The organism is Enterobacter sp. BIDMC109 (genome assembly GCF_001037885.1).
Taxonomy (GTDB): Bacteria; Pseudomonadota; Gammaproteobacteria; order Enterobacterales; family Enterobacteriaceae; genus Enterobacter; species Enterobacter hormaechei_C.
The window spans coordinates 3,372,537-3,391,422 of record NZ_KQ090002.1 but is presented as its reverse complement, the minus strand read 5'-3'; the positions used below and the strand labels follow the sequence as shown (position 1 = coordinate 3,391,422).

17 protein-coding genes and 1 other RNA gene are annotated in these 18,886 nt (G+C 55.5%); 12 read left to right on the top strand and 6 right to left on the bottom strand.

Translation table 11 applies throughout. The features are described 5' to 3' along the window. Window positions 1–30 precede the first annotated feature (30 nt). The gene (locus SK62_RS16040) at window positions 31–1,731 is read right to left on the bottom strand and encodes an SgrR family transcriptional regulator (protein ID WP_047718594.1); all 1,701 of its coding nucleotides are present in this window, start codon (window positions 1,729–1,731) and stop codon (window positions 31–33) included. Window positions 1,732–1,832: 101 nt separating this feature from the next. Here SK62_RS16040 and cof point away from each other — a divergent pair, with 101 nt between their 5' ends. Further along, window positions 1,833–2,651 carry an HMP-PP phosphatase gene (gene cof, locus SK62_RS16035; RefSeq protein ID WP_017383195.1) on the top strand — a complete coding sequence of 273 codons (819 nt, stop codon included), beginning with the start codon at window positions 1,833–1,835 and terminating at the stop codon, window positions 2,649–2,651. 41 nt (window positions 2,652–2,692) lie between these two features. Here the strand turns inward: cof and SK62_RS16030 are convergent, their stop codons facing one another. After that, window positions 2,693–3,739, bottom strand: a complete 1,047-nt coding sequence (locus SK62_RS16030) for a PLP-dependent cysteine synthase family protein (protein ID WP_048249729.1) — start codon at window positions 3,737–3,739, stop codon at window positions 2,693–2,695. A 115-nt stretch (window positions 3,740–3,854) separates the two neighbouring features. On the opposite strand from SK62_RS16030, the gene SK62_RS16025 reads away from it, so the two are divergent. From SK62_RS16025 to amtB, 5 genes are all read left to right on the top strand, one after another. Beyond that, window positions 3,855–4,313 (top strand): Lrp/AsnC family transcriptional regulator, encoded by a 459-nt coding sequence (locus SK62_RS16025; RefSeq protein WP_015571267.1) that lies wholly within the window; start codon window positions 3,855–3,857, stop codon window positions 4,311–4,313. Between the two features lie 30 nt (window positions 4,314–4,343). Then, the gene (locus SK62_RS16020; protein ID WP_039271554.1) at window positions 4,344–6,098 is read left to right on the top strand and encodes a SmdA family multidrug ABC transporter permease/ATP-binding protein; all 1,755 of its coding nucleotides are present in this window, start codon (window positions 4,344–4,346) and stop codon (window positions 6,096–6,098) included. Next, the gene (locus SK62_RS16015) at window positions 6,091–7,872 is read left to right on the top strand and encodes a SmdB family multidrug efflux ABC transporter permease/ATP-binding protein (RefSeq protein ID WP_015571266.1); all 1,782 of its coding nucleotides are present in this window, start codon (window positions 6,091–6,093) and stop codon (window positions 7,870–7,872) included. Before SK62_RS16020 ends, SK62_RS16015 begins: the two co-directional genes overlap by 8 nt. A 211-nt stretch (window positions 7,873–8,083) precedes the next feature. Beyond that, on the top strand, window positions 8,084–8,422 hold the full coding sequence (glnK, locus tag SK62_RS16010) for a P-II family nitrogen regulator (RefSeq protein WP_006809867.1): 339 nt from the start codon (window positions 8,084–8,086) through the stop codon (window positions 8,420–8,422). Window positions 8,423–8,457: 35 nt separating this feature from the next. Next, window positions 8,458–9,744 carry an ammonium transporter AmtB gene (amtB, locus tag SK62_RS16005; protein WP_015571265.1) on the top strand — a complete coding sequence of 429 codons (1,287 nt, stop codon included), beginning with the start codon at window positions 8,458–8,460 and terminating at the stop codon, window positions 9,742–9,744. 95 nt (window positions 9,745–9,839) lie between these two features. Here the strand turns inward: amtB and tesB are convergent, their stop codons facing one another. Then, the gene (tesB, locus tag SK62_RS16000) at window positions 9,840–10,700 is read right to left on the bottom strand and encodes an acyl-CoA thioesterase II (RefSeq protein WP_015571264.1); all 861 of its coding nucleotides are present in this window, start codon (window positions 10,698–10,700) and stop codon (window positions 9,840–9,842) included. Between the two features lie 203 nt (window positions 10,701–10,903). On the opposite strand from tesB, the gene SK62_RS15995 reads away from it, so the two are divergent. Beyond that, the gene (locus SK62_RS15995; RefSeq protein WP_040117270.1) at window positions 10,904–11,431 is read left to right on the top strand and encodes a YbaY family lipoprotein; all 528 of its coding nucleotides are present in this window, start codon (window positions 10,904–10,906) and stop codon (window positions 11,429–11,431) included. A 37-nt stretch (window positions 11,432–11,468) separates the two neighbouring features. On the opposite strand, the gene SK62_RS15990 is transcribed toward SK62_RS15995, so the two are convergent. Further along, window positions 11,469–11,780, bottom strand: a complete 312-nt coding sequence (locus tag SK62_RS15990) for an MGMT family protein (RefSeq protein WP_003859016.1) — start codon at window positions 11,778–11,780, stop codon at window positions 11,469–11,471. A gap of 170 nt (window positions 11,781–11,950) precedes the next feature. Between SK62_RS15990 and ffs the strand changes: the two genes are divergently transcribed. Further along, an RNA gene (gene ffs, locus SK62_RS22455) (signal recognition particle sRNA small type) lies at window positions 11,951–12,047 on the top strand. A 121-nt stretch (window positions 12,048–12,168) separates the two neighbouring features. Here ffs and SK62_RS15985 read toward each other — a convergent pair. Then, complete coding sequence (locus SK62_RS15985) at window positions 12,169–14,655, bottom strand: BsuBI/PstI family type II restriction endonuclease (RefSeq protein ID WP_226877233.1); 2,487 nt, start codon at window positions 14,653–14,655, stop codon at window positions 12,169–12,171. A 421-nt stretch (window positions 14,656–15,076) separates the two neighbouring features. Here SK62_RS15985 and SK62_RS15980 point away from each other — a divergent pair, with 421 nt between their 5' ends. Together SK62_RS15980 and SK62_RS15975 are read left to right on the top strand one after the other, a co-directional pair. Then, on the top strand, window positions 15,077–15,328 hold the full coding sequence (locus SK62_RS15980) for a hypothetical protein (protein WP_047718597.1): 252 nt from the start codon (window positions 15,077–15,079) through the stop codon (window positions 15,326–15,328). Then, the gene (locus SK62_RS15975) at window positions 15,325–15,540 is read left to right on the top strand and encodes a hypothetical protein (RefSeq protein ID WP_047718599.1); all 216 of its coding nucleotides are present in this window, start codon (window positions 15,325–15,327) and stop codon (window positions 15,538–15,540) included. Before SK62_RS15980 ends, SK62_RS15975 begins: the two co-directional genes overlap by 4 nt. A gap of 70 nt (window positions 15,541–15,610) precedes the next feature. Here SK62_RS15975 and SK62_RS15970 read toward each other — a convergent pair whose 3' ends face one another. Continuing rightward, window positions 15,611–17,032: a MocR-like transcription factor YczR gene (locus SK62_RS15970; protein WP_047718600.1), complete on the bottom strand. Its 1,422-nt coding sequence runs from the start codon at window positions 17,030–17,032 to the stop codon at window positions 15,611–15,613. Between the two features lie 84 nt (window positions 17,033–17,116). On the opposite strand from SK62_RS15970, the gene SK62_RS15965 reads away from it, so the two are divergent. After that, window positions 17,117–17,728, top strand: a complete 612-nt coding sequence (locus SK62_RS15965) for a membrane protein YczE (protein ID WP_047718601.1) — start codon at window positions 17,117–17,119, stop codon at window positions 17,726–17,728. A 77-nt stretch (window positions 17,729–17,805) separates the two neighbouring features. Further along, complete coding sequence (locus tag SK62_RS15960) at window positions 17,806–18,876, top strand: LacI family DNA-binding transcriptional regulator (protein ID WP_017694402.1); 1,071 nt, start codon at window positions 17,806–17,808, stop codon at window positions 18,874–18,876. Window positions 18,877–18,886: the final 10 nt, after the last annotated feature.

The window sequence follows — 18,886 nt, the reverse complement described above, 5'->3', positions numbered from 1 at the left end:
AACGCCTGGCTAAAGCGGCGACCAGCTTCTTCACGCGTTTGGGGGAGGAAGCCAGGCTTCGGTGAAGTCAAACCAGCCGCGAGTGTTAAGGCGTATGCCGTTGACGCCCGGAGGCGCGCTGATTTGATACTGGTAGTTAAAGAGCGGCGTCAGGACGGCTGTCTCCATTAACCGGCTGAAGATAGCCTGAAGTCCTGCGTGTCGGTCACGTTCGTCGGCCTGCGTCTGCACCGCATCCAGCGTGGCCTGCAAATGGGCGTATGCCGGTGCGCTCAGCAGATGCGGCCAGAGCGCATCGCAGCGGAGCCACTGCTCAAGCGTGTACGCTGGCGCTTCGCCAATCAGTCTGTCTCCCATCATGATGTCTGCATCGGCAAGCTGCTGGCACCCGTCCCACGTTTTGGCGTCGTGAAAGATGACGGTCAGTTCACAACCCTGCCGCGCAAGGTATGCTTTTAACTGGCTGGCCATGGTGTGAAGCTCAACCGGCAGGTGGTAGACGAGCGTCAATGCCTCTGGCAGCGCAACGTCGGTTAAATCAGGCCATTGGGGGATCGCCCAGCCGGGAAGCAGTTCCTCGGTAGGGGTGATGAGCCCTTCGTTCAGGGGAAGCGTGTGCAGCAGCGTTGAGAGATGAATGATATTAATCAGCCGCTTTGCCTGAAGTTCGCTCAGACGTGGGCTCTGTTTCAGCGTGAGGTAGCAGAAACCCAGACTGGTGCTGTTACTCACCAGCCGCAGGCTGGCCAGCTCGTCGGCCTCGCCAATGGCGATTTGCACCGGGTGGCGACAGCTGGTGCCCAGACTGTAGTCAAAAAGCTGGGGCGTGATCCAGTACTCGATAGCCTTAAGCAACGGATGGCCAAGGTGATACTGCTCGTGGCTTTCCAGACGCACCAGTTCAGGCTCAAAAACGCTCAGTCGAAAGGGACCGCTGCCCACCACGGGGTAATCGGGATGCGCCAGACGGCTACAGTAGGTTGCCAGCCTGTGCGCCAGCCAGTAGTCAGGTTGATGGAGAATAAACGTCAGGCACTGCGGATGCGTGGTTTCGATACGTAAGACGCTGCGGAAAAGCGTGCCCAAGCCGGGCTGCGTTAACAGCGCCGTCAGGCTTTGCCGGAGCTGTGCCGTCTCTATTTTATCGCCGTTATGCCAGTGCAGGGTGGAGCGAATGTAGAAATGCCAGCGCAGGCCGTCAGCGGAGATTTCCCAGTGATGCGCCAGATCGCCCGTGGGTTCACTGCTGTTACCATTAAAACGCGTCAAACCAGAGAATACCTGTCCCGCCAGATGCTGCTCCGCCCGGCCAGGGAGAAACCCTGGCTGGAGCGGCTCCAGCGAGCGATAGTAGGGAATACGCAGCGTCGGCGTATCGTTCTGCCACTGCCCGCCCATAAACGGATGCAGCAGCGATCGCAAATCTTCAGGCGCGAGCTGGGCCAGCTCCAGCGCGTTGTGCTGCTGTCCACTTTTCAGGGCCTCTTCCATCATCGTATTACGCAACGAGTCCGGGGTGACGTGAAAGCGTAATTCCCCACGCTTACCTCGTCCGGAGCGGGCGTGCCAGCTTAGCCAGCCCGCCTCCTGCGCCTGGCGCAGCAGGGTGCGAACATGTCGCTCGCTGCAAAAGCAGCGGCTGGCAAGTTCACTGATGGTAACCTGCTGCGGTGCGCCGGCGGAGGGGTGCCACAGACGCTGATACTGGTTAAGACGATTAAGCTGGCGCATGAAAAACCCGGAACAATAATTATCATCTATTCACTATTACTTCCGTATATCTCACGTAATACTGATGCACAAGTTAACCGCATCACATTTCGGGAGTAATTATGGCTCGGCTCGCTGCATTTGATATGGACGGCACGCTGTTAATGCCGGATCACCGTTTAGGGGAGAAAACCCTGAACACACTTAAGCGCCTGCGCGAGCGTGAAGTCACCCTGACGTTTGCCACTGGTCGTCATGTTCTCGAGATGCGCCATCTGCTGGGAACATTTGCCCTCGATGCGTTCCTGATCACCGGCAACGGGACGCGCATTCACTCCGTCGACGGCAATATGCTGCACCGTCAGGATCTGAATCCGGAAGTGGCGGACATTGTCCTGCACAGCACCTGGGATACGCAGGCCAGCGTGCATGTTTTTAATGATGAAGGCTGGTTTACCGGGCGTGAGATCCCGGCCTTGCTGCACGCTCACGTTTACAGCGGCTTTAAATATCAGCTTATCGATTTGCGCCGCATTCCGGCACACAAGGTGACCAAGATCTGCTTCTGTGGCGATCACGACGATCTCTGCCGCCTGCGTATTCAGCTTAACGAGGCGCTGGGCGACCGGGCGCACCTGACCTTCTCGGCGGTGGACTGCCTTGAAGTGCTGCCGGTGGGCTGTAACAAAGGATCTGCGCTGGCGGTGCTGAGCGATCATCTGGGGCTGACGATGCAGGACTGTATGGCCTTTGGTGACGCCATGAACGACCACGAGATGCTGAGCAGCGTGGGTCGTGGACTGATTATGGGGAACGCGATGCCGCAACTTATTGCCGCGCTCCCGCATTTACCGGTTATCGGACACTGTCGTAACGAAGCGGTGTCCCATTTTTTGACGCATTGGCTGGACAAAAATAACCTCCCATATTCCCCCGAATAGTGAGACCCTTCCAGCAAGCCAGGCTAAAGCCTGGCTTTTTTTTATTTCACCAGCTGCGAAATCTGCGCTTTCCACGGTTCTACATCGCCAATAGTTGCCTGCACCCATTCTGCGTTGTAATAGGTGTCCAGGTAGCGCTCCCCGCTGTCACACAGCAGCGTGACGACAGAGCCGGTACGGCCTTCTTCGCGCATCCTCGCGGCCAGCTGTAGCGCGCCCCACATATTGGTGCCGGTGGAAGCCCCGACTTTACGGCCAAGCTGTGTCTCCAGCCAGTGCGCCGTCGCGGCGCTGGCGGCGTCCGGCACGCGGAGCATCTCATCCACAACGTCCGGAATGAACGAGGGTTCGACGCGCGGGCGACCAATCCCTTCGATCTTGCTCCCCACGGGGCTGCGCAGGCTGGCATCGCGGGATTGCCAGTAATCGAGGAACACCGAGTTTTGCGGGTCAACTACCATCAGCTGCGTATCATAACCCTGACAGCGGATATAACGTCCGATGGTGGCGGAGGTTCCGCCCGTGCCCGCGCTCATGACAATGTAAGAGGGAACAGGATGCGGCTCGTGGGTCATCTGGCGGAAAATGCTGTCCGCAATGTTATTATTGCCGCGCCAGTCGGTGGCGCGCTCGGCGAAGGTAAACTGGTCCATATAGTGACCATTCAGTTCGCGGGCCAGCATTTCGGAGGCCGCATAGATTTCGCAGGCGCTTTCCACAAAGTGGCAGCGTCCGCCGTAAAATTCGATCTGTTCGACTTTACGTTTCGCCGTGCAGGAGGGCATCACGGCGATAAACGGGAGGCCCAGCAGGCGGGCAAAGTAGGCTTCGGAGACGGCAGTTGATCCGGACGACGATTCAATAATCGTGGTGCCTTCTTTAATCCAGCCGTTACATAAACCGTATAAAAAGAGTGAACGCGCCAGGCGATGCTTCAGGCTGCCGGTAGGATGGGTGCTTTCATCCTTCAGGTAAAGCTGAATGCCGGGAAATCCAGGCAGAGGCAGGCGGATCAAGTGGGTGTCTGCCGAGCGCTGATAGTCGGCATTTATTTCGCTGATGGCATGTTTAACCCAGGTGCTATTCATCGTAGTTATCCGTTTGTCATTTTGTGCCCAGCATAGCGAAAAGCACAGAAAAAATTGTTGCTATCTGACCTTTAAAATAGAATGTAAGGAGAATAATTTTCTCTTCGAGGTGGCTATGTTAGATAAAATTGATCGTAAGCTGCTTTCTTTGCTGCAAAGCGACTGCACCCTCTCTTTGCAGGCGCTGGCAGATGCCGTTAATCTGACCACCACACCGTGCTGGAAGCGCCTCAAGAAGCTGGAAGATGATGGCATTCTGCTGGGACGCGTGGCGTTGCTGGATCCCGAAAAACTGGGGCTTGGACTGACCGCCTTCGTCCTGATAAAAACGCAGCATCACAGTAGCGAATGGTACTGCCGCTTCGTCACCCAGGTTTCCGACATGCCCGAAGTGCTCGGCTTCTGGCGCATGGCGGGGGAATACGACTATCTGATGCGCGTTCAGGTGGCAGACATGAAGCGCTACGATGATTTCTACAAGCGGCTGGTCAATAGCGTACCAGGCTTGTCCGATGTCACCTCCAGTTTCGCCATGGAACAGATTAAATACACCACAGCGTTACCCATTGAATAACTTCTTAAAATACCTTCAGGAAAAGACCGCGTGCGATTATTTGCCCAATTAAGCTGGTACTTTCGTCGGGAGTGGCAACGCTACCTCGGCGCGGTGGCCCTGCTTATTATCATTGCCATTCTGCAACTAATCCCGCCCAAAGTGGTGGGTTACGTCGTGGATGGCGTTACGGAACAACATTACACCGCCGCACGGGTGATGATGTGGGGCGGTACGCTGGTGCTGACGGCCGTGGTGGTTTACCTGCTGCGTTATGTCTGGCGCGTGCTGCTGTTCGGCGCGTCCTATCAGCTTGCCGTTGAGCTGCGCGAGGACTTTTACCGCCAGCTGAGCCGCCAGCACCCTGAGTTTTATCTGCGTCACCGTACCGGGGATCTCATCGCCCGCGCCACTAACGATGTAGACCGCGTGGTGTTTGCCGCCGGTGAAGGGGTGCTAACGCTGGTGGATTCCCTGGTGATGGGCTGTGCGGTACTGATTGTGATGTCTACGCAAATTAGCTGGGAGCTCACGCTGCTGGCGCTGCTGCCGATGCCGCTGATGGCGCTGGCAATTAACCGCTACGGCGAGCAGCTCCATGAACGCTTTAAGCTGGCGCAGGCGGCGTTCTCGTCGCTGAATGATCGCACCCAGGAGAGCATGACCAGCATCCGCATGATTAAAGCGTTTGGTCTGGAAGACCGCCAGTCCGCGCTGTTTGCCGCCGACGCCGCCGATACCGGCGCGAAAAACATGCGCGTGGCGCGTATTGATGCCCGTTTCGATCCGACAATTTATATTGCGATTGGCATGGCGAACCTGCTGGCAGTGGGCGGCGGCAGCTGGATGGTGGTGCAAGGCACGATGACCCTCGGGCAGTTAACCAGCTTTGCGATGTACCTTGGGCTGATGATCTGGCCGATGCTGGCGCTGGCCTGGATGTTTAATATCGTTGAACGCGGGAGCGCCGCTTACAGCCGTATCCGCGCCATGCTGGCGGAAGTGCCGGTCGTGAACGATGGCAGCGAGCCGGTGGCGGAAGGTCCGGGTATTCTCAAGGCTGATATCCGCGCCTTTATCTACCCGCAAACGGAACATCCGGTGCTTGAGAACGTCAGTTTCACGCTGCGTCCTGGTCAGATGCTGGGCATCTGTGGCCCGACGGGTTCCGGTAAAAGCACCATTCTGTCACTGATTCAGCGCCATTTTGACGTGAGCGAAGGCGATATCCGTTTCCACGACGTCCCTCTGCCACGTCTGCTGCTGGATGACTGGCGCAGCCGCCTGGCGGTCGTCAGCCAGACGCCGTTTTTGTTTTCAGACACCATTGCCAACAATATCGCGCTCGGGTGTCCGACGGCGACACAGGACCAGATCGAGCACGTGGCGCGTCTGGCCAGCGTCCACGAGGATATTCTGCGCCTGCCGCAGGGCTACGATACGGAAGTGGGTGAGCGGGGCGTTATGCTCTCCGGCGGACAAAAACAGCGTATCTCTATTGCCCGCGCGCTGCTGCTGGACGCTGAGATCCTGATACTGGATGATGCGCTGTCCGCAGTTGACGGGCGTACTGAACATCAAATTTTGCATAACCTTCGCCAGTGGGGAGAGGGGCGCACGGTCATCATCAGCGCGCACCGTCTGTCGGCCCTTACCGAAGCCAGTGAAATTCTGGTGCTTCAGCACGGGCATATTGCTCAGCGTGGTCAGCATGAGCAGCTTGCCGGGCAGACCGGATGGTATCGGGATATGTACCGCTATCAACAGCTTGAAGCCGCGCTGGATGAGGAGGTCGCCGATGCGTAAGTTTGGACAGATGTGGCCGACGTTAAAACGGCTGCTGGCCTATGGCTCACCGTGGCGCAAACCGCTTTCCATCGCCGTGCTGTTGCTGTGGATCGCCGCGATTGCGGAGGTGACCGGTCCGCTGCTTATCAGTTATTTCATCGACAATATGGTGGCGAAAAACTATCTGCCGCTGGGGCTGGTGGCGGGGCTGGGCGTGGCGTATGTCGGCCTACAGCTGACGGCGGCGGGGCTGCACTATGCGCAGTCGCTGCTGTTTAACCGGGCCGCCGTGGGCGTGGTCCAGCAGCTTCGCACGGATGTGATGGATGCCGCGCTGCGCCAGCCGCTGAGCGAGTTTGATACTCAGCCGGTCGGGCAGGTTATTTCGCGCGTCACCAATGACACCGAGGTGATCCGCGACCTCTATGTAACCGTTGTCGCAACGGTTCTGCGCAGTGCCGCGTTGATTGGCGCGATGCTGGTGGCGATGTTCAGCCTGGACTGGCGTATGGCGCTGGTGGCGATCGCTATTTTCCCGGCGGTGCTGATTGTGATGGTAATTTACCAGCGCTACAGCACGCCGATTGTTCGTCGCGTGCGCGCTTACCTCGCAGATATCAATGATGGCTTCAACGAAGTGATCAACGGCATGAGCGTTATCCAGCAGTTTCGCCAGCAGGCGCGTTTTGGCGAGCGAATGGGAGAAGCCAGCCGCTCGCACTATATGGCGCGGATGCAGACGTTACGGCTGGATGGCTTCCTGTTACGCCCGCTGCTGAGCCTCTTCTCTGCGCTAGTGCTGTGCGGGCTGTTGATGCTGTTTGGCCTGACGACGCGCGGAACCATCGAGGTGGGGGTACTGTACGCATTTATCAGCTACCTTGGACGCCTTAACGAACCGCTGATTGAACTCACCACGCAGCAATCGATGCTGCAACAGGCGGTGGTTGCGGGCGAGCGTGTATTCGAGCTGATGGACAGGCCGCGTCAGACCTATGGCGATGACGAACGCCCGCTGGAAAGTGGATCCATAGCGTTTGATCATGTCTCGTTTGCCTACCGCGACGACCAGCTTGTCTTGCAGGATATCAACCTCGAGGTACCGTCGCGCGGTTTTGTCGCCCTGGTTGGGCATACCGGCAGCGGCAAAAGCACGCTCGCCAGTTTGCTGATGGGCTACTATCCGTTGACGCAGGGGGAGATCCGTCTGGACGGACGGCCGCTTGCCGCGCTTAGCCACAACGCGTTACGTAAGGGCGTCGCGATGGTGCAGCAGGATCCGGTGGTACTGGCGGATACCTTTTATGCCAACGTGACGCTGGGACGACCTTTCACGCCTGAGCAGGTATGGGAGGTGCTGGAAACGGTGCAGCTTGCGGATCTGGCGCGCGGGTTAAGCGAGGGGATCCATACCCGGCTGGGTGAGCAGGGCAATAATCTCTCGGTCGGGCAAAAGCAACTTCTTGCGCTGGCGCGCGTGCTGATTGAGACGCCACAGGTGTTAATTCTGGATGAAGCGACCGCAAGCATTGACTCCGGTACCGAGCAGGCGATCCAGCAGGCGCTGGCTGCCGTGCGGGATCGCACTACGCTGGTGGTAATCGCCCACCGCCTCTCAACCATCGTCGATGCCGATACCATTCTGGTGCTGCACCGTGGCCAGGCCGTTGAACGGGGGACGCACAGAGCGCTGCTTGAGGCAAAAGGACGCTACTGGCAGATGTATCAGTTGCAGCTGGCAGGCGACGAACTGGCCGCCAGCGCGCGCGAGGAAGAGTCACTCAGCGCCTGATGCACCATAACAAGGCAATGCGCTAACAGACTTAACCGTTGGTGCAAAACTGAAACGCACCCTGCACTGCCATGGTGCGTTTTTTTTCATCCCTACCCGGCGCATGCGCGCCGCGGCGCTTTCCTCCTCACCTTTCACTTCTGGCACACCCTTTGCAATATCCCTTTCGTGTTAGCTGCGGCCATTACCGAATTCTGACTGGAGGGGATATATGAAGCTGGTTACGGTGGTAATCAAACCATTCAAACTCGAAGACGTGCGTGAAGCGCTGTCTTCCATGGGTATTCAGGGACTGACTGTCACCGAAGTGAAAGGCTTTGGGCGTCAGAAAGGTCATGCCGAGCTTTATCGCGGGGCGGAATACAGCGTTAACTTCCTGCCAAAAGTGAAGATTGATGTGGCGATTGCCGACGATCAGCTTGATGAGGTGATTGATGTCGTCAGCAAAGCAGCCTACACCGGAAAAATTGGCGACGGCAAAATTTTCGTTGCCGAACTACAGCGCGTCATTCGCATCCGTACCGGCGAATCTGACGAAGCGGCGTTGTAAGTAACTCCTGGCACACAGTGATAGGGATCGAGAAAATGAAGAAAGCAACAATGAAAACAGGTCTGGGTTCGCTGGCACTGCTGCCGGGCCTGGCAATGGCTGCACCTGCTGTGGCAGACAAAGCCGATAACGCCTTTATGATGATTTGCACCGCGCTGGTGCTGTTCATGACGATTCCGGGGATCGCGCTGTTTTACGGCGGCCTGATCCGCGGCAAGAACGTACTCTCCATGCTGACGCAGGTTGCCGTCACGTTCGCGCTGGTGTGCGTGCTGTGGGTGGTTTACGGTTACTCGCTGGCCTTCGGGGAGGGCAACGCCTTCTTCGGCAACGTTAACTGGGCGATGCTGAAAAATATCGAACTGACCGCGGTGATGGGCAGTTTTTATCAGTATATTCATGTCGCGTTCCAGGGCTCATTCGCCTGCATCACCGTGGGGCTGATTGTGGGCGCGCTGGCTGAGCGTATCCGCTTCTCTGCGGTACTGATTTTCGTGGTGGTCTGGCTGACGCTCTCCTATATCCCGATTGCGCATATGGTCTGGGGAGGTGGTCTGTTGGCTTCCCATGGCGCGCTGGACTTTGCGGGCGGTACCGTTGTGCACATCAACGCCGCGGTAGCAGGTCTGGTAGGCGCATACCTGATTGGTAAGCGCGTGGGCTTCGGGAAGGAAGCATTCAAGCCGCACAATCTGCCGATGGTCTTTACCGGCACCGCCATCCTCTATTTTGGCTGGTTCGGCTTCAACGCAGGTTCAGCCAGCGCCGCTAACGAAATCGCCGCGCTGGCCTTCGTGAATACCGTTGTGGCAACCGCCGGCGCTATCCTCTCATGGGTATTTGGCGAGTGGGCCGTTCGCGGCAAGCCATCGCTGCTGGGTGCCTGTTCCGGGGCGATTGCCGGTCTGGTAGGTATTACACCAGCGTGCGGTTACGTGGGCGTGGGCGGTGCGCTGCTGATCGGTATCGTCGCAGGACTGGCGGGGCTGTGGGGCGTTACCGCACTGAAACGTGTTCTGCGCGTTGACGATCCGTGTGATGTATTCGGCGTACACGGTGTGTGCGGCATCGTCGGCTGTATCATGACCGGTATCTTTGCTGCCCAATCTCTGGGCGGAGTAGGTTACGCAGAAGGCGTGACCATGATGCATCAGGTGCTGGTACAGCTGGAAAGCATCGCGATCACCGTTGTCTGGTCCGGTGTTGTGGCCTTTATCGGTTACAAGCTGGCTGATATGACCGTTGGGCTGCGCGTGCCGGAAGAGCAGGAGCGCGAAGGCCTGGACGTCAACAGCCACGGCGAGAATGCCTATAACGCATAATTTGAGTGCCTTGCCGGGCGGCGGCTTCGCCTTACCCGGCCTGAAAAAGCACAATTCGCAGGCCCGGTGAGCGCAGCGCCACCGGGCTTTTTACATCATCCGCGATTACGCATCACACCTTCCTGCACGGTAGAAGCCACCAGCACGCCATCCTGAGTGTAAAACTCCCCGCGTACAAAGCCGCGCGCGCTGGACGCAGAGGTACTTTCCACGCTGTAAAGCAGCCATTCATTCATATCGAATGGACGGTGGAACCACATGGAATGGTCAATTGTGGCTACCTGCATCCCTTTTTCGAGGAAGCCCACACCGTGCGGCTGTAGCGCAACCGGCAGGAAGTTGAAATCCGACGCATACCCCAGCAGGTACTGATGCACGCGTAAATCTGCGGGTACGCTGCCGTTGGCGCGGATCCACACCTGGCGGGCGGGCTCAGCGGTATGCCCCTTCATTGGGTTATGAAATTCGACCGGGCGGATCTCCAGCGGTTTATCGCACAGAAACTTCTCTTTTACCTGCGGCGGCAGCAGATGCGCGAGAGCGCGGGCAATTTCGGTTTCCGATTTCAGATCGTCCGGCGACGGGGCAGACGGCATCTTTTTTTGATGCTCATAGCCCGGCTCTGGCGCCTGGAACGAGGCGGTCATGTAGAAGATGGGTTTGCCATGCTGGATGGCCGCCACGCGACGGGCGCTGAAGCTTTGACCGTCACGCAGAACTTCCACGTCGTAAACAATCGGTTTAGCGCTATCACCGGGGCGTAAAAAGTAGCTGTGAAACGAGTGCACCAGACGGTCTGCCGGGACGGTCTCCTTGGCGGCATACAGCGCTTGCCCCACGACCTGGCCGCCAAAAACCTGGCGTAAGCCTAAATCTTCGCTCTGTCCGCGAAATAGCCCTTCTTCTATTTTTTCCAGGTTCAGTAATGTCAGCAGATTGTTCAGTGCCTGACTCATAGTGGTCCTCAATAAACGCCGTGGCGAAAGATACGCTGAGTATAACCCAGAAATGAAAGTGGTCCGATGGGTAGAATAATCTTAATATCCGGACGAAATTAGGCATAAATCCGTGATTTGTGCCACACTTGTATTCGTTATGTGAATAAAACGACATCAGATGGGATCGATCCCGCTGGTGCATTGATGATAAGGAGACTTCAATGAAACTCGTGCCTATGCTCAGTGGTGTAGCAATTGCGGTAGCGTTGTCCGCCTGTGCTGGTAAGAGTGCCGATGTACCGGTGCCAACAGCAAGCGCAAACGGGATTAACACCCTTTCACAGCAAGCTATTCAGCAGCCAAATGTTTCCGGTACGATCTGGATCAAACAGAAGGTTGCGCTGCCGCCGGATGCGGTTTTAACGGTCACGCTGTCTGATGCTTCCCTGGCGGATGCGCCGTCTAAAGTGCTTGCGCAGCGCGCGGTTCGTACAGAGGGTAAACAGGCGCCGTTCAGCTTTGTGCTGCCGTACAACCCGTCTGACGTGCAACCCAATGCGCGTATCCTCCTGAGCGCGGCGGTAACGATCAACGATAAGCTGGTCTTTATCACCGATACCGTGCAGGAAGCGGTCAACAAAGGCGGCACCAAAATCGACCTGAACCTGGTACCGGTGCAGCAAACTGAAGTGCCTGTTGCAACGCAGACCAATCAGCCGACTCTGCCTACACCGCCAACACAGCTGTAATTCTCTTTCGCCCTCTCCATGTTGACGGGAGAGGGCGTCAGTACTCCCAGCGATACTTCTGCATATCAATTTGTCCTGCCCCGGACACCTGCACCCCTTCTGAAAGTAAAGCCTGACGCTGGCGCTGCAAGTCTGGCCCGGTGAGGGAAATGGCGCCATGGCGATTGACGACCCGGTGCCACGGTAACGTGCTTCCTTCTGGTAGCCTCCTTAGCACGCCGCCTACCTGACGCGCCGCGCGTGGAGAACCCGCCAGCCGGGCGACTTCCCCATAGGTCGTGACACAGCCTTCCGGGATCGAGGCTACGATTTGCCACACTCGCTGTGGGAAAGTGTCATGTTCGTCCATTGTTTCTCCTGCGGGAAATCAGCGAAGGGTAATGTTATACGAAGATAAAGAAGATTGTCGGGGCAGTTTGCGCAATAATCCAGCATCCGGTTGCCAGCGGCTTGCAATTGAGGTGCTCCACAGGGATAATGCGCCAGCGCGTTGGTTATCAACGCTCTCAATGGGGGCTCTGTTGGTTCTCCCGCAACGCTACTCTGTTCACCAGGTCAGGTCCGGAAGGAAGCAGCCAGGGCAGACGACGTGGGTGCCGGGATGTAGCTGGCAGGGCCCCCACCCATTTGAGCTTACGCTAAGTCGTATAGATTAAAACCTCATCTCTTTGCCAACAATCATTCTGATATAGAGCCGATTATATCCGGCTCCCTTAATCGAAGATGACGTTTTCGGTTTAAGTATGGGGTCCAAGGAATCGATCGCCGTTCAGGTGGATCATATGGGTTGGAGCATCAGCTACCCAGACCTCTGTTTCCCAGGATAATTCCATCAGATATTTTGCCATCACTTTCCGGTCAGGGAAGGCTGTAACGTATACCAATCCGGGTTTAGCAGAAGCAAATAATTTTGCTAACTCACCGTGACGCTTTCCATCGACGGGCCCGTGGGAAGTAACTGATTCAATTAAAAGTAACCAGTTGCGTTTTTGCCAATAAAGAACAACATCGGGCAGTTTACCTTTTCGATCAACATTTACTCCCAGTTCCGCAAGTCGGTCTTTTCTAAAATGATCTTCCTTCGCGCCAGTATCTCCGATGTAAATAACTTCTGCTTCAGGAGCGAAACGAGGACCAAACTCAACGATGATATCCTTGATGAGCTGACTATGCGCACCGGGGCTTAATTCTAATTCAGTACCGTCATTCAGCTTTAATGGCACCATTTCCATTTTTCGCGCCATGGCATACTGCTCAACTAAGGTCGGTACGTTGCCCATATGTTCTTTAAGCGCTGTTTCCCATTTGGCAGAACCATAGTTTAATAACACGGTATGCAGTTCAGGCGCTATCTGATAGCAAGCTTTAGGGGAGTTAACGGGGCGTTCGGGTTTATCCGGATTGTATATAGCTATTCCGCCATCACAAAACTGATGGAGCGTTTGTCGACGGAAGGTTTCACGTGTGTTTGGGGCGTACTCTTTTCCGTAAACGTCTCTACACCAATCCATGATCGGTGTCACACCCAACATTGGGCGTTCAATTTTCTCCCACTCGCCATCAGGATGAAGATCAAGCAATGCGAGCAAAGTTAAAGCCGAACGCTCGTTTATTTGAGCACGAGGCATTCCAAGTTGACGCAACACATCAAGAGCTTGCTCTATTTTTTCCTGCGCTTTCAACGGGTCAGCGATTTTTCCTTTCGTCATAAGATCTAACTCCCTGTTAATAATTTCGTCAATTTGGTTCTGTTTAAGCACTTCATCATCGAACTCACTACCCATTTTTCGCAATACTTGCATTGATGGATAATGAATTGATCTTAAATCAGAGGCATTTACCTGAGTATGCCCACCAAACTGACGGTAATACTTATCCAGCAAAGTGCAATTCAGATAGATATAAAGCCCGCGGGCGAGATCCGCATCCATACCCTTCTTCTGAATATGGAAGACATTGGTTTTGTTATCGAAACCGATCAACTCGCCAGGAAGTGAGGAGTCATATAATGTTGCGACAATGCGACGCTTTTCCTCTTTGCTGCTAAATCTTTTTAAAATCAGGAAGTAGCCCTGGTTTTTCCATAACCAGGGACGTGATGATTCGGAAACCCTAATTGCATTAGGTTTTTTCCCATCAAGGGGCCAATTCACTTTGCCGTTCAAATGCTGAGGAAAAAGTAGCGGCACTGACCCGGAATCCATTCTTTCTCTGAGGTCATTTTTAAGGCGAAAGTCAACTACCGGCCCAGTACTAACCTGAACATTAAGCTCGTCCAGAGTTGTTGTAAAAGGGGATAATCTCTCGATTATGTCCTGTTCTCTGGGACTTGCAGCGATATGAATGAACTTTTGTTTGTCTGCTGGGTTAACTATTTTGTCTATCGACACCTTGCGCTGCGTCATATCGGTGGCCGTGATTTGCCCGGATTCTTCATCAAGATGAAAATCTGACGTTGGGCTGGAGGTGATAATAACCTGCCCCTGCGGAACGCCTTTAACACAGTGAATGATGATATTTTCTTGAAGCACTTCATCCTCAGCAAATGCCGCATTACGGGAGTCGAAAATGTGGATGTGCTTGATGGACGTTTCAGAGAGTAAAAGCTCGCGGAAAGGCTGATAGTAAGGGCCATTACAGAAAGAGCGTGGAATAATCGCCACTAATTCTCCTCCCTTTTTCAGCTGTTTCAAAGCTAACGCCACAAACCCAGAGTATAGGTTGACCGTTTCTATGCCTGCATTGCGTAAAGAGGCCCGGTGAGCGCTCGACGAGAGAATTTTTTTATAAGGGGGATTCATAATCACATGGCTATAAGTCCCTGGCTCTTCACTGGTCGAAATATTTTTAGCCAGACTTGCCTCAAGTATGTAATCTACCTTACTAATTTTATGGGTTAATTTTCCATTTGCAGCCTCATCACAGGCTTTCAGTGTCTTGCTAAGATACGGAAGCATCACTTCTGCAATGTCGATGGCGTCGAGCTCCATCTTGTCGACATCAAGGCGCAACGCTCGTTCTACGAACGCCGCAGAGAGCGACCCCACTCCGCAGCCTGGATCGAGTAGCTTGATGTCACCTTTTATGTCGTCAAACAGGCTTGCCATGAACAGACAAATCGGAGCCGGGGTCATAAACTGACCGAGTGCAGATTTTGTCTTTGGATTTAACAGCTTATTCGCTTCTTTTCTATGCTGATCAGCCAGTTCCAACAAGCGCATCATATTTCCACTAGGTAACAAAAAAGTTCAAATTGCATACTGCTCCTGTGTCATCCGGAACAATATTAAGAGTCAGAATGCGTCACATGCCGACAATGTTACTACAAACAGAGCAGCGATCAGGATATCTTTAGTCCGTCAAAGGCCGCTTTGCCGATCGCCAGCCTAGCCTGCGCCACCGCTAATGGTAAACCCAGCGTCAACAGTCCGTAGCTGTTCAACGGTTGCTTTACCGATTCTGCTATCCTGGCGTGTAATACAGACTTCATTTAACTGAAATAATAATGTCATAAACCTGTAATAATAGACTGTCATTTTATTTACGATGCCTTTATTCTGTCATAAGCTAAAAAATATATATCTGGATAACAAACTTATCTTCGTGTATTAAATTAAACACGTGTTCCGAACGGATGTGACAATCATGGTTACTGCGGTTTTAAACGTTAAAATTGATGAAGCGCTAAAAGAAAGACTTCGCCACTATGCGGAAGAAAATAATGAGAATTTAAGCGTGACCACAGAGAAACTGCTGCTGCTGGCATTTGAAGCAGTAGAAGAGGCGGGAGTATCGGAAGAGGATATTGATAATCAGCATACGGAAGAAGAGAGCGTAACTCCATTTACTCCTAAAGAAATCAAAGCACTACGTAAACTTCTGAAGAAGAGAAAATGAAACAACAACTAACGACTGCCAGTGACTACAACGAGGCCTGCAATCTGTTACGTTCCGGCTACGTGAAACATGTTCGTCTTGGCTGGAATGTAGGAAGTGATGAGTTCTTTCGTATTGCGTCTGACTGGTGTGATACCGGTGCAAAAATAAAGAAAGAAGGGGATAATTTCATTATTTCGCTGAAAGGCTTCCCGATTCCACCTCAACATTAAGTTGTTCTTCATGAAAACTGCTGACTGCATGCGATACAGTCAGCAGTTTTTATTGTTTCTGGCGAATAATTTACACCAGGCTCCGTTTTACTGGCGCTACACTTTTATTTAATGCACGCCACAGCGGTTTGATCCGCAATAATGCCTCTTCAAGTTCTGGTGAACTGAGTGAGAAGGGCATACGCAGGTAGCGGTCAAACGCGCCTGATAGTCCAAAACGCGTGCCGGTGCCCATAATGATGCCTGTCGTTTCGGCGCGTGCCGCCAGCTGTGTCGCCAGCATGCCGGGTAATTCAATCCAGTATGAAAGCCCTCCCTCCGCTTCCTGAAACCGCCATTCGGGGAAATGTTCCCGCAGCATCTGGCCGCAGCGGTCGCGCCGTTCTGCCAGCATTTGCCGCCGGGCAGGCAGGAAGGTTGCACTGTTTTCGATAAGCCACAGCGTGGCCAGCTGTTCCAGCACCGGAGAGCCCAGATCCAGCGTGTCGCGCGTTTGCGCGAGGGTGGCGATAGTGCGTGACGAGGCGCGGATCCAGCCGAGACGCAGCCCACCCCAGAAGCTTTTACCTGCGGAACCCAGCGTCATCACCGTGGCCTCCGGGTTAAAGGCGGCCAGCGGCGGCGGCGGGGGAACATCGAACCAGAGATCGACCATGGTTTCATCCACCACCAGCGTGGTGCGGGTCTGCGCGGCGATGTCGGTTATGGTCTGGCGCGTCACGGCATCCATGCAACGTCCGGTCGGATTATGAAAATCCGGCATCAGATAGGCCAGACGCGGGGCGGTCTGGGCAAGCGTTGCGGCAAAACCGTCGGTATCCCAGCCCGTTTCAGGCAGCGAAACGCCCACGGGCCGGCATAGCGCCCCCTGAATAGCGGCTATCGCCAGCGGGTAGGTGGGATGATCCACCACCACGCGATCCCCGGGACCGGTCATCATTCTTAAGATCAGGGCGAAGCCGCTGACGGCGCCGTTCACTACCATCACTTCGTCTGCCCGGGTGGGCAGACCGCGTGCGGTGTAGCGGGCGGCGATAGCTTCACGCAGCGCCGGAAGCCCAAGCTGATCGTACCCGGTCAGCGCCAGATTCGGCGTGATGGCCGTCAGCGCGTGGGCGTAGGCCTGGTGGATCTCTGGTCCCGCGTTGAGTGCGGCGGTTGAGAGATCCAGCGCCGCGCTGGCAGTAGAAAGCGTGGGCACGGCGCGGCTGTCTGGCAGGATCGCCCGCGAACCGCTGCCGTGACGGCTCTCCAGATAACCCTCTTCCCGCAGATGTGCCAGCGCGCTGCTGATGGTGGTGCGGCTTACGCTCAGAGCGGCGGCCAGTTCCCGCTCTCCGGGCAGGCGCGTGTTTAACGCCAGCCTGCCATCCAGAATTAACAGGCGTAACGCGTCAGCCAGCTGGCGCCACAGCGGGGTACGGGAAGAGGCTTGCTGCCAGTGCCCTAACAGGCGAACCAGAGACTGGCTACCAAAACGACGTGATGACATGTGCAGTCCACTATTTGAAAACTGGACATTAATCATAGTGCCATTTTCACCGAAGATGGAACCTGGTTCTTCGGAGAAGAGAAAATGGTACGTCGTCTGGTACAACTTTATGTCGGTTTAGGCCTGTACGGGCTTTCAACCGCGATGTTTATTCGTTCGGATCTGGGTGTCGACCCGTGGGATGTCTTTCACCTTGGCGTCGCCATCCAGACCGGGATGAGCATCGGCACGGTGATTATTTTAACCGGGGCCGCGGTGCTGCTGCTGTGGATCCCGCTGCGTCAGCTGCCGGGACTGGGTACTATCAGTAATGTGATTTGTATTGGTCTGGCGGCCGATGCGTCAATGGCGCTGATCCCTGAGCTCACCTCGCTGCCCGTGCGCATCACCCTGCTGGTTTCCGGCATTGTGGTTAACGCCCTTGCCACCGGGATGTATATCGGCGCGGGTTTTGGCGCAGGCCCGCGCGACGGTCTGATGACCGGCATACATGCCCGGCTGGGCTGGTCGATCCGCAGCGTGCGTACCGCGATCGAGGTGACCGTGTTGATCGTCGGCTACTTCCTCGGGGGAGCGTTTGGCGTTGGAACCGTACTGTATGCATTAACCATCGGCCCGCTGATCCAGCTCTGTTTGCCGTGGTTTCGCCAGAGGCCGCGCATTCAGAAAGCCGCGCAGCCGGAGCGGATTGTTTAATTTTGCGAAGCGCTCACAGGCTATGATGGCGTAACTGTGTCAGAATAGAGACTTCTCTTTTTACGACGCCAGAATGTATGAAAGCGATCACTCTTTATGACGTTGCCCGCGTGGCGGGCGTTTCCTATCAGACCGTTTCCCGGGTGATTAACGACGCAGAACACGTTTCTGCCCGTACGCGGGAAAAGGTCCGGCAGGCCATGGCGGCGCTACACTATGTGCCTAACCGTGGCGCGCAGCAGCTGGCCGGGAAACGTACCCGCACGCTGGGGCTAATGACCAGCGATCTGGCGCTGCATGCGCCGTCGCAAATCGCCTCAGCTGTAAAATCCCGGGCAGTGGAGCAGGGGGCTAGCGTACTCATCTCCATGGTGGAGCAACCCGCGCAGTGTCAGGCTGCTTTGCAGGAATTACTGGCGCAGCGCGTGGAGGCGCTGCTGGTGAACGTTCCGCTGGAAGATGCACAGGCAGAAATGCTTCAGGAAATGGCCTCGCCGACCCCGGTTCTTTTTCTCGATGTTTCCCCCACAGCTCGGGTTAACAGCCTTGTTTTCAATGCCGAACAGGGCGCTGGCCTGGGGGCAGAGCATCTGCTTTCGCTGGGGCACCAGCGAATTGCGCTGCTCGCCGGGCCGGAAAGTTCTGTCTCTGCCCGGGCTCGTCTGGCGGGATGGAAAACCACGCTGGCCCGGGCCGGCGTGGAGGCGTTTGCGGTGGCGCAGGGCGACTGGAGCGCGGCCTCGGGCTATGAGAAAGGGCATCAGCTCCTGGCGGGCGCGCAGCTGCCGGAGGCGATCCTCGTCGCTAACGATCAGATGGCGCTTGGCGTTTTACGCGCCTGTGCGGAAAAAGGCGTTGCGGTACCGGGGCAGATCTCGGTTGTCGGGTTTGATGATACGGCTGACAGCGCGTGGTTTTCACCTCCGCTCACCACCGTTCGGCAGGCGTTCCGCGAGGCCGGTGAGCGCAGCGTGGAGCGGCTGATGGCACCTGCCCATCACGACGAATGCTGGCAGGAACAACTTCCCGTTACGTTGATCGTGCGTCATTCCACCGCGCCGCGCGCCGCACAGCAGGCCGATCGTGAAGATCTGGCGCAACAGCTCAGAACTCTGGCGCTGCTGGCGGAGAAACTGGCGCGCAGCTAGCACTTTTGTG